The 10,808-nt window shown below is 58.9% G+C and carries 9 protein-coding genes; all 9 read right to left on the reverse strand.

Features of this window, described 5'->3' with window-relative positions:
• Positions 1–886 precede the first annotated feature (886 nt).
• The 9 genes from DRV84_RS14390 to DRV84_RS15490 all read right to left on the reverse strand — a co-directional run bounded on the left by DRV84_RS14390 (position 887) and on the right by DRV84_RS15490 (position 10,381).
• Positions 887–2,356, reverse strand: coding sequence for a GmrSD restriction endonuclease domain-containing protein (locus DRV84_RS14390; RefSeq protein WP_158547818.1), 1,470 nt, complete (start codon positions 2,354–2,356; stop codon positions 887–889).
• Positions 2,357–2,421: 65 nt separating this feature from the next.
• Positions 2,422–3,477, reverse strand: a complete 1,056-nt coding sequence (locus DRV84_RS14395; RefSeq protein WP_115981941.1) for a hypothetical protein — start codon at positions 3,475–3,477, stop codon at positions 2,422–2,424.
• Positions 3,478–3,526: 49 nt separating this feature from the next.
• Positions 3,527–4,282, reverse strand: coding sequence for a hypothetical protein (locus DRV84_RS14400; RefSeq protein ID WP_147298875.1), 756 nt, complete (start codon positions 4,280–4,282; stop codon positions 3,527–3,529).
• Positions 4,283–4,341: 59 nt separating this feature from the next.
• Complete coding sequence (locus DRV84_RS14405) at positions 4,342–5,826, reverse strand: hypothetical protein (protein WP_115981945.1); 1,485 nt, start codon at positions 5,824–5,826, stop codon at positions 4,342–4,344.
• A gap of 706 nt (positions 5,827–6,532) precedes the next feature.
• The gene (locus DRV84_RS14410) at positions 6,533–6,898 is read right to left on the reverse strand and encodes a YbjQ family protein (protein WP_239995096.1); all 366 of its coding nucleotides are present in this window, start codon (positions 6,896–6,898) and stop codon (positions 6,533–6,535) included.
• A gap of 879 nt (positions 6,899–7,777) precedes the next feature.
• Positions 7,778–8,272: a hypothetical protein gene (locus tag DRV84_RS15475; protein WP_158547819.1), complete on the reverse strand. Its 495-nt coding sequence runs from the start codon at positions 8,270–8,272 to the stop codon at positions 7,778–7,780.
• A gap of 220 nt (positions 8,273–8,492) precedes the next feature.
• Positions 8,493–9,506 carry a hypothetical protein gene (locus DRV84_RS15480; protein ID WP_147298877.1) on the reverse strand — a complete coding sequence of 338 codons (1,014 nt, stop codon included), beginning with the start codon at positions 9,504–9,506 and terminating at the stop codon, positions 8,493–8,495.
• A 98-nt stretch (positions 9,507–9,604) separates the two neighbouring features.
• On the reverse strand, positions 9,605–9,859 hold the full coding sequence (locus tag DRV84_RS15485; protein ID WP_147298878.1) for a hypothetical protein: 255 nt from the start codon (positions 9,857–9,859) through the stop codon (positions 9,605–9,607).
• Between the two features lie 36 nt (positions 9,860–9,895).
• Positions 9,896–10,381 (reverse strand): hypothetical protein, encoded by a 486-nt coding sequence (locus DRV84_RS15490; protein WP_158547820.1) that lies wholly within the window; start codon positions 10,379–10,381, stop codon positions 9,896–9,898.
• Positions 10,382–10,808 lie beyond the last annotated feature (427 nt).

Below are 10,808 nucleotides of genomic sequence, written 5' to 3' on the forward strand. Positions count from 1 at the left end.
CCGTTTGGATGCCGATTGACAGCGATGGGCGCGAAAATGTAGTATGGGCTTGGGTTGTTGTTTTTATTTTTCTCCTGGGAGTGCTGATACTCGGAGCTGTTTTGCAAGGCGCCCGTTAACGCTCAGTACCCTTCGAACGTGCCTCAGAAATCTACGACTGGCGACCAAAAGCCCACTGAAACGCGCACGCGGTGTAGAGCGATTTATTTAAGCCCCGCAAGGAGAAAAGATCACACGGCTTCGGGCTGGCTAGGAGAAGGTTTACATGCGCAATCCGTCTGGATTACAGCAGCCAATAGCAGGCGTCCATGAGCGGATGAACACGCGGGCGTAAAGGATGGTCTGCATCGGATTGATTCCTGTCCGTTAGGCCCATGTCCCCTGACTGCCCTGTCCGTAAGAGGAAAACAAGCCTAGCGGACACCCACAGTGTACGAAATTGGTGTGACCGCTAAGGTATATCTTACCGGACACCCGAAGGCCGCGAAGCAAGGGCTGGTACGTGTATCTTGTAGTTTTTCAGATTGCCCCTATGAATCGGGCCTAGGCAGCGCCCTACCGCTCCCAAAATTTTCGCAAAATTTTAGAAAAAGGCTATGCACAGAGGATACCCGCTAGACTTAGAACGCACTGCAAAGTCACGCGGCGCCACCGCGTTCACCATCGCAGCGGGTTCCAGGATCACTGCGACGATCCACCCCTTCACCTCCTCCGACCAGCGCCGCTCCGGAGGGTCTGCACAACCCTCGACCGGACTTCACAACCAGCCCACGACCGCCAAATCCACCGCTCAGACGCATTCGGTGAATAATGCGGGGTCATGCAGGCTGCCAGAAGCCGCGGCCGGGTTCTACCGGAACCGGAAGTCGACCGGTCACTTCGCGGTTCAGGAGCACGAAACCGCTCGAAGGTTCGTGATGCGATCCTGCTCGGCCACAGGCATCTGTAATTCGTATTTTTCAACCACTTCCAGGAACCGCTCGATGTACTCACACCGATAAGCTTCTTGAGGCGGGAGCCATTCGTCGGGTCCGCTATCTGACTTGATGCGGTTCAACGTGGACTCTGTGACGACCAGGTTGCCGCGGTCGAGCGCGAATGCGTTGCGCCTCGCATCGGTCCAGGAGGAAGCGCCACGGTCCCAGGCCCATGCCAACGGCACCAGGTGATCGATCTCCACGCTGCTGGCGCGCGTCAGCATGATGCCGGAGTAGGGGTCCTCCCACCGTCCGCCGACGACACGGCATCCATCGGCCGTGAGGACGGCCGGGACCTCGGATCGGATCTGGAGGATCTCGTGGCGGGTGTCGAGGCAATCGCCGTCCTGGTCCACCCAGCTTCCGAAGAGTTCACGGCGGTATGAGATCTGCGAGAGAGCTTCCTGAGCTTCACGCTCGATGTCCTCGAGAATGATTTCCCGGTCGGGGGTCGCGCGGAACACGACACGCCGGGACTTCTCTGGGACTTCTTCTCCCTCGTCGTTCAGGACCGGGCGCGCAGAGGAGTGTCCGACGGCGACGAGGTGCGAACGTGCCCATGCCTTGATCTCTTCGTCGGAGATGTAGGTCAGGCATGCGAGCAGAACTCTCTGGGAACGGCGCTGGCTGAGATCGAGGTTGCCCAGGTAGGCTTGCTCGACGGTAGATCCGCTGCGCCATTCAGACGATGCATGCCCTTCGATGCGGACTTCTGCGATCTGGAATTCCGAGTCCCTGAGAACCCGCAACCATGGCTCACAGGCGGCTTGCAGGAACTGCTGCAATTGCCGCGAGATCTGGTCGCTTCCTTGCCGGAAGACCACGTTTTCAGGCAGCGTAATGGAGCCGTCGTTGCCGATCACACCGTCGAGGTTGGCAACAGTGTCGCCGATCTCGTTCTGGAGAGACTGCGCAACCTGTGCCTCTTGTGCCTGGAGCTGTCCGATCTTGTCCGTAATCCCCGACAGCGACTGGCCGGCCTGCACGATCCGCTCCAGGGCCCCAAGCTCGGAGAGCACCTGTTCCGCCTGCTGCGCTTCCACGAGATCCGCAAGCTGGCGGCGGACGTCCTCGGGCAGTTTCTGAGCACCGTCGACCAGTCGCTGGAGGTCAGTGTCGGTGATGAAGCGCCAGCTGTTGGCCGGATCCTGGAAAACGCCATCTTTCACTGCGTCATGGACTCGCTCCATCTGGGCCTGGTCGAGGTCCCTGAACCGGTAGATGACCTTCAGAGCTTCCTCTTGCTGGTTCGGCGTGAGGTCCTTGAAGCTCTCCACCGCGGCCGTGTTTTCCTTGTTCGTCTCCCATTGCCAGAGGGCGAAGAGAAGAAGCAGAGCGAAGGCGATCAGGATGAAGGCCTCCGCCATCGTGAGACCCATGATGGCGCCTCGGCGGTAGCTGCTGTCACGCTGGCCATTCGTTTGGCGCGTGCTCGACCGGGCCATTACTTCGTCTCCGCCTTGTCGGTCATCGGCTGCTCGGTGCGACCCACACTGGCAGACCTGCTGGTATCCCAGGGGCCGGCAAGGCTTGGCATCTTGTCGAGACGTGCTTCCAGCGCCTCGAGGGCAGGGATCGTCTTTGTCTCGATGCGTGTGGCCGCGCGCGACAGGTTTGCGCTGAATTTCTTCACGCCGCCATCGGTGTCCTCGACGACCGCGCCAAAGCTGTTGACCACGCTCTGTATCTCAGTTTGAAGCCTGTCGACGTCCGCCGTGAAGCCCCGGATGACCCTCTCGCTCTGTGAGATGCCCGACTCCAGGCTGGATACCTTGTCCTGAAGTCCGTCGAGTGTTGCCGAGACCGCCTTGAGTGTCTCATCCATCGAGCGTGCGGTCTGCCCGAAGGCTTGCTCTGCTTCACGAGATATCCCGGCGAGTGCCTCGGAGGCCGACTGGTTGAGTGTCTTGAGGGTCTCCTGTTGCATTTCGACCAGCTGCTTCTGCGCGTCCCTCACGAACTCCTCTGTGCTTGCCCGAATGCGCTCGTCGCGCTCTTTTGCTTGCTGGATCGACTCGACCGTGAACGTTTTCATGTCGCGGTTCGACGCAGATAGTTGTCCGCGGAAGTCCCGCATCGCGGCCGACAGGCTCGTCCGCGCTTCGTGCTCGTCCGCGACGAAATCAGGACGCATCTGCATCATGAGAACGCGCAGAAAAACTCCCACGATGGTCGAAGACAGCGCGACTCCAAATCCCGAGATGATCCCGGGAAGCAGCTCTGCCTGTGTGGTGCCCGGAGGTGGTTCCGCGACCTGCCAGAGCGTCACGGCGAGGCTTGCGAGTGTGAACAGGAAGCCCAGGTAGTAGCAGTTGTCGCCAACCGCCTCCGGCTCGAGTCGCAGGCGACCGGACGACCAGGTCAGGAATGCGTAGCCCACGAGGACGGTCGCCGAGAACCCTGCGGCTGCGAAGGGGTGCACGCTGCTGACCTTGAGCGCGATGCCTCCGACAACGCCTACCACGAACGCGCCGATGAAGAATGCCCGGTCGAGCCCCATCCTCGGGCCGACATCATGGATCTTCCTGTAACTCGGAGCCATGGATACCTCACAGATCGCCAAGCACGGTCACGGATGGCAGGTTGCTGCCTTGCTTATCGAAGTATCGCACCCAGAAATCCTCAGAGATCGCAACATCCGCGTTCGTCTGGCGGGGGATACGGATGATCCTGACGTCCGCATTTTCGAGGTTCCCGGCGAGCCGGCTGCTCTGTCCACTCGCCTCGAAGTGCTCCCACCCCTGGTCGCGGTAGGCGCTGAGGGTGTCGGAGTGTTGGAGCATGTCGGAAACGATCATGATCTTCCGCTCACCCGGGGTCGAGATAAAGTCCGGCGTCTCTGCGATCAGGGCCTGAAGGGCCTCCATGATCGGCGATCGGTCGGCTTCGCTGGCACGGATCATCTCGAACAGCGTGGCCTCCAGAGGAGCTTCGAACTCTTCCCGGTAGCGTTCAGCGATCAAGCGCGGGTTCTCGTAGAGCTCGTTGGCATCTGCACCGGTCGGAGGCTTGCAGCGCGCGAACCGGGCTCCCCATTCGCTGTCGTCGTCGCTGACAATGCCGAAGGACATCATCGTGTCGTCAGCACTCGTAGCGATCTCGCGGTCGAGCATCGTCCCCAGCCGGCTCGCCTGCGTCGCGCTGAGCGGGTCCGTAAGGTCAAGGAGGACGACAGTGACATGGTCCGCGCCGTCCCCCGTACACAAGGTTGCTTCGTTGAAGGACCGCCCCGATTGCTGTGAGACTGCGAATGCGACTGCGCTTGCGATCAGCGCAGTACAGCCGGCGATGACAATCCCCCACATGAGGTTGCCACCTCCAGAACCGCGTTTCCGATATCGATCCCTGAGCTTCTTCTTCCGCGTCACGACTGCTGACTCTCAGCCTGTTCTGAACTACCGTCGACCACTTTGAGGGACGTCAAGGAAGGGGGCGTCTGCTTTCGGGGACGGGCGTATTCGGTGCCCTGAAGCTCGTCGATATTGCGGTGTGCGTCGACCGCCTCGTCGTAGGCCGCGTAGATTTCCCGGGTGGCCTTCGAGATCAACGAGTTGATCTCGTTCACCTCGCGCTCGGCATCATCGCGGCGCTCGACATCGACGGGCTTGAGTTCGATGCGTTCGAACTCGAAGGTTTCCGCAAAGTGTTCCGGCGGATCGGTCTCGCGGGCCGACTTGTTCGAGTCTCGATACACGCTTAGCAGATAGTTGACCGCGATGTCGCACTGCTCGAAGAAGGCGCTGGCGGATGAGACGAGATGACTCTGGCCAAAGAGTGCGTCGACAGAGTCGTTGATCTGCCTCTGGATTTCCTCGCTTGTCTCTAGCAGCTCGCCGACAGCGTCGTCCCGCTGCTGCTCAAGCGTTTCGTTCGACTCCTGTAGGTGCTGGATATAGTTGGCCCTGGCATCGGTCACGGCCTGCGAGACCCCGGAGTAACCGGGGTAGGGGTCCGAGGCGAGGAAGCCCTTCACGAAGGCGACGATGGAGATGAAACAGCCGACGACGAGAAGAAGCCAGCTTTCAAGATTGGCCAGGCCGATGGGGTCCTCCACCAGTGTCTGCAGCGCGATGGCGCTCGCCTCCCGCCAATCGTTCATGCTTTCGACAGCATCTCGGAAGTGGGCGACCGCAAGGTTGTAGATCCCGACAAACCCGACAAACCCAAGACAGAGCAGGAGACCCGCGAGCTTCCAGAAGAACCTCCGGGAGTTGACGGTCTTGCCGGCCATTCCGAAGCCTGTGCTGATCGACACGTTGGCTGCCGATACGAGGATCGCTGCGATGAGGCCGCCCACGAGTCCGAGCGGGTTACTCTGCGAGAACAGGTAGCTGTTCAGCACCGACTCGATCACGATCATCACCAGCCCTATGCCGATGATGGCGCCCCAACCAAGAGCCGGGCGAGCCGGTCGGGAGCCGAGACGGTGTTTCCTTCGAAATTGCTCGCGCCAGTTGAAGGCCTCTCTGAGTTCTTCCTGCGGCGTCACCATCATCGCCTGGTACTCGATAACGGTCTGGCGAAACTTTGACACCGCATCGCGCGTGCCCTGCTCGACAGCCATCCTGGCAGCAGTGGCTCTGGCGAGGCGCTCAGAATACGCCTTACGATGGCTCTCGAAGGTTTCAAGGCCCCGCCTGCGTAGCTCTTCGACGCGGGAGACGGCGCTCATCTCGACCATGTCGAGCACCTTCGCGTCCGAACTTGGCTGCCCTTCTCTGCCGCGCTCCTGACCGCAACCTCGCAGGTCCAGCTCTTTTGCGATGCGCTCCCGGTCGATGTCCGGGAAGACAGCCGCCGACGGCTTGAACTCGTCGCTCCTGAAGAGATCCACAACTTTGCCCAGCAATAGAGAGCCTCATCGTATCCGGGACCGGACCACCTCGTCGTGGCCGTCTGTTGGCGTCGAACGCGTCGCGGTTGTGGCTAGGTCTGGATAAATCGAATTTGGATCGTTATTGGCCGATCCGGATATTTGATTCTCCTACCCCGCGACGTCCCCTCTGTAGACCGACAGGGGTGACAAAACTCGACACTCATTGCGCCGCACAATGGGTAGGACGAATCGGCCAGACGCGCAACGAGAAACCGGGAAACTCTGGTTCGCGTGGCGCGACACCGGCTTGCACGTGACTTCTTCCCGGTAACCCTAGTTGCCAGTCACCGGTTGAAACCAAGCATATGATGACTGGTGTCAATCTAGGGTGCAATCACTTGGGGAATGCACGCCCATGCAGCTTCGACCAAGTTGTCGCTTGAGAACAGATGCGCCATTGACCTCGGTCAACCCACCTTATTCATCGAAATTGGGGGGAATGGCTGGCGTGCCCGCGAAAGCTCTGTAGAATCAAGTTGCTACACGAAACCCGACACCAACGTTCGGAGCACGCCATAGGTGAAACGCTACAGCCGGTCGCTGCGGGGTTCAACAAGTCCCTGCGCGTCGAGAGCCGGGCCGAGCGGCTGACTGGGTACGCCGGTGCTGTGCTGCTATGGGAGATCATAGAGCGAAGCGGCATCGTCGAGTAGGATGGATGACCCCGCAGCTGTCCGACTTACCCGTGATCGAGCTTCACGGCCGTTCCCGAGGCGACCAGCAGCACCATGTTGCCGGCCGCGACCAGCTCCACGTAGTCGAGGTCCACGCCAACCACGGCATCCGCCCCGACCTCGAAGGCCTCCTTCTTCAACTCGTAGAGGGCGACCCGCCGCGAGTCCCGGAGGGTTTTCTGGACCGCCTCCGATCGCCCTCCGACGATGTCGCGGACGCCGGCAAACAGGTCCTTGAAGACGTTCATGCCGAAAGCACACTCGGCCGTGACGACCTCGATCCGCTCCGAGATCTTGAGGCCTTCAGGGTAGGCTTCCGTCGTGAGCGTGACGGCTTCGACGGCGGCTTCGCGCTCGCGCTTTTCTTGCATCGCAGGCGTATCGGGTCCCTTCAGCCTCTCAGCGTTGCATTTCTTGCAAAGGGCCCCCCCTGGGCCGTAGGAATTGAGGAGACCGATTTCTCTTCCGCATTCTGCACACTTAGCCATTTCTGCATTCCCTTTCCCGCTGCCCAGTCAGCTCCCGCATCCATGAGACCCTCTCTCGGGTGGCGCGGGTGTTCGCGATGCGGCGGAGGGGGCGATGCATCCCTCTCTTTGCCCCGAGCCGCTTTCCGTCGCTCATCGAAACTGCCAGCGCGCAGGATGTCGAGCCTCCGCCCCCTTGAGTGGACGCTCGAGGCCATCGCCTGCGGCCATCCCAAGAACCGCATCGACGAGCTCCTCCCCTGGACTTTCCAGCCGTCACGCTGGAAAGCCGTGGTCGCCGGCGCTATACGTCGGTGGTGGCCTACCAGCTGACGCACATCGCCCGCCGCGCCATGGTTCGGCGCAGGAGGCACGGGCTCCAGCCGGCGCCAGGCCCGTCCTCTCGGGCCACCGGATGACGCTTGCGCTCTCCAGCAGCGCCGCGCCCTTCTGGGCTCTCCTCTGGCCAAGGATTGCCCGGATGCACTGGGCNGCTCTCCTCTGGCCAAGGATTGCCCGGATGCACTGGGCCGGGCCCTGAGCGCGACCGCCTGGACACCGATGGCTCCGACAGCCCCCGCCGAGCACGGCGGCACGGCCCGACTTACACCACGACTGGCCACGGACGAGCATCCATCAGCGTCGAAGGCCCTACACACACGCTCGACGGGCGTCGCGCCGCACCGGCGGGTCTGCACCCCCTCGACCGGTCCTGACAACGGGCCCACGACGGCCAAACGCGCCGCTCACACGCTTTCGGTGAATATGGCGAGCCCACCATTTCTACGAAGACTGAGCGCAGATTGAGCTAATTTCCATTTCCACCGAAGCAGAGCCGCCAGAAGAACTGAAAACCATGTGGCCAGTCTGGTGAAGTGCGCCTGTTTTGGTGTTCAAAGTTCCGGAGGCACTACCTTTCACAACCACTCCTTCCATGCTAACTTCAATGGGAGCAGAAGTTGTAAAGGTAATCACATCGCCCCGCACATCAAAAGGCAATGGCATACTTTCGATAGGGCTTGCTTCCGAAGCAATCACGAGTCGATCGCCCTTGATCTCTACGAGAAAAGGCTCGTAAATACCAAACTCATCGTCGAGCTCTTCCATTTCCGCCCTGGACAGAATCCTTACGTCGCCATTCCGGCCCTTTTGGACCGCACGTTTATCCACATCGATATCGATAAAAAACTGCTCTGAGTCCGCTCGCAAGTGCTTGGCATCACACTGAAACGATGTCGGAATGCCTGCAGCCTGGGCTTCGCGCGTGGTCTCGCGCATATTTCCGACATCGCTGCTCGCGCAAGCACCCAGAAGTGTCCCTACCACCAAACCACCGACAAGTCGATCGTACATTTAATACTCCCCTTCTGTGAAGCATGCTCTTTAGCCAAGCTGCTCCAATTAGCTTTTAGCCTAGCAGACTACAAGTGCTTTCCCCAGAAATCAAACGGAGGCAAGCTTCCAAAATGCAAACGCTGCCGGGAGCTCGGGAACCAGGCTAAAATCGGATAGGCTCAAACCTCACGCTGAAGCTGGGAGCTGCCTCGTCGAAATAGTTGATCGAGCTATCGGTCTCGGTGTACCCTGCGACCACATCAATGTTACGGTACACGCTGTAGACCACAGACAGCGAGGTCGTGTAGTCGGCTCTCTCGATGCCAAACAGCTTCGCCCCGTCGGCTTCGCTGTAGCTTGCAGTGATTGTCAAAGAGCGCTCGAACACGGGAAGAGATAGCGAAGCTGACACAGCGTTTTGCACAGCGATTTCGCCATCAACGTCTTCACCAATCGTCGCATCAACCGCGCTGTACCAGCCGTTGCTGTAGATCGTCTCGAAGCCAACCGACAACTGATTCTGCTGGTAGTCCTCATCATAGACACGTGTGCCGCCGACGCTGACTTCGTGATGCACGTCTTCGGACGAGGTGAACAGCTTTGCAGTCGATAAGCTAATACTGTTTCGAGTCTCTTCCGTCAGGTTCTTCTTCACAAAGCTGCTGCGCATACACCCGTCGAGGTACCACCAATTCCCGACGTGGTTCTTACTGCACACACTCGCAAAGCGACGCTCGATGCCGATGTCATGCTCAGGCGAATGGGCGTAGCTCGCTCCAAGACCGTAATCTACGTAGCGTCCTTCACCGACCAAGTATCTCCCGTAGGCACCGATCCCCGCACCAACGACGACACCTTCTTGGCGGACGAGCTTTGGGTCGCCCACGAATGTCAGGCTTCCAAGCTGCAATGGCTTATCCGGATTGCCACCATTGATATCTGTGTCGTATCTCAAAATTGGAGCGACATAAGGTTGAAAGGAGAACTGGTTGACGCGAGCTGGCAGACCAAGCCCACGCTCGTAGCCACTACGTTTCAACTGGTAATCATATCTTGTCGCTTCGGCTGCAGTAACGACCTCACCGTCGTATCGCTCCGCGAAGCAAAATAAGTTTAGACGCTCATCCGTTGATGGCTCAGGGCATCCACTCGCACCAGTACCGGATAGCAGGAACATGGAGACTTGGAGGGCGCGATAATATAGCCTCATACATTTTCGCTTAACACTTAAAGAGCAATCAAATGTTCTGTGCTATACGCCAGTGATTGGGAGGATCATTGCGCACTGACAAAAGCACCAGCAAAAACTGGGTTGCTTTCATTTGAATGAAATACGCCAGACACGGTCTCGCCCTGCTGACCGTGAATATTACCATACATGCGCGCAGTTCGGTCGCCAGCTGCCGTCAAATCAAGATTGTTGGCACCGAACGTTCCATTCGCAGGATTAATTGAACCGGTCCCGTTTAAGGCAGCAGATTGCGTAGAACCTGAAAAATCAAACTGCTCTTCTTCAAAGTCCGCAATCATTGTAAAAGAGCCGTATTGCTCTCTGGGATCTGGATCTCAAAGACCAATCACCATTGTGCCAGTGTATGTAAACTCTCCGGCCGGCAAGCTTCCATGAGGCGCCCCCTCAGCCCTAAGTATCGCACCGTCATTAACGTAGTCGATGTAATAGATAGCGGCATCTTGAGATGGACTAGCCACGGCGGTAACATTTGCGGCACGGTTACCACGGATTATCGCCCCTTCGTACGTTATTCCGCCACCCGGCGCCTCATCGCCCTCAATCGCATCGCCCGTTGTCGTTACATCTGGCACGTTGTTTTCATTAAAATAAGCAACCTCGTTTGCAACATTGGGCGTTACCACAAGACTCTTAGCCCCGTCAGAAAAAACCACCCTTGCGACACCACTGCCGTCTGAGAACACCCGTGCAATATCAGCTCTGGGGTCAGAGGAAGAACTGTTGCCTCCGCCGCCGCCACAGGCAGAGAGGAGCGCAAGAGTCGGAACGGAAATTAAAGATTTTTTAAGCATGATAGACACCCTCGACGAACGTGCCCTACCGTGGAATCCATCGAATAGTGTGTCAAGCATCGTAGGACACGGGATTGCAGTGAAATACGTTCGGTTTTCAGGCTATCCGAAGTGATAGAGCCGTTATGTAGACTACGCGTACGTTGCACGACGCGGCAGACGCGATGGGCACGAAGCGTCTCAACGAGTGCGGACACTTACACGACCTTTATCCTACCTTATTCACCGAAGTCGCGAGCAATGCCTGGCGTGTTGGCGAAAACTCGCTAGAATCAAGTTGCTAAACGAAATCCGACAGCATCTTTCGGAGCACGCCATTGGTGATGCGCGACAGCCGGTCGCCACGGCGTTCAACCGGTCCCTGCGCGTCGAGAGCCAGGCCGAGCGGCTGAGTGGAGACGCAGGTGTGGTGGTGCTGCGCGAGATCATGGAGCGA

It is taken from the genome of Rhodosalinus sediminis (assembly GCF_003385555.1).
Taxonomy (GTDB): Bacteria; Pseudomonadota; Alphaproteobacteria; order Rhodobacterales; family Rhodobacteraceae; genus Rhodosalinus; species Rhodosalinus sediminis.

What these genes read in the sequence shown, in the direction of transcription:
- DRV84_RS14395 (WP_115981941.1), bottom strand. Translation starts at nt 3,477, where the DNA reads ATGGGGCTCGACCGGGCATTCTTCATCGGCGCGTTCGTGGTAGGCGTT.
- DRV84_RS15485 (WP_147298878.1), bottom strand. Translation starts at nt 9,859, where the DNA reads ATGATTGCGGACTTTGAAGAAGAGCAGTTTGATTTTTCAGGTTCTACG.
- DRV84_RS14400 (WP_147298875.1), bottom strand. Translation starts at nt 4,282, where the DNA reads ATGTGGGGGATTGTCATCGCCGGCTGTACTGCGCTGATCGCAAGCGCA.
- DRV84_RS15475 (WP_158547819.1), bottom strand. Translation starts at nt 8,272, where the DNA reads ATGCGCGAGACCACGCGCGAAGCCCAGGCTGCAGGCATTCCGACATCG.
- DRV84_RS14390 (WP_158547818.1), bottom strand. Translation starts at nt 2,356, where the DNA reads ATGGGTCTCACGATGGCGGAGGCCTTCATCCTGATCGCCTTCGCTCTG.
- DRV84_RS14410 (WP_239995096.1), bottom strand. Translation starts at nt 6,898, where the DNA reads ATGCAAGAAAAGCGCGAGCGCGAAGCCGCCGTCGAAGCCGTCACGCTC.
- DRV84_RS15480 (WP_147298877.1), bottom strand. Translation starts at nt 9,506, where the DNA reads ATGTTCCTGCTATCCGGTACTGGTGCGAGTGGATGCCCTGAGCCATCA.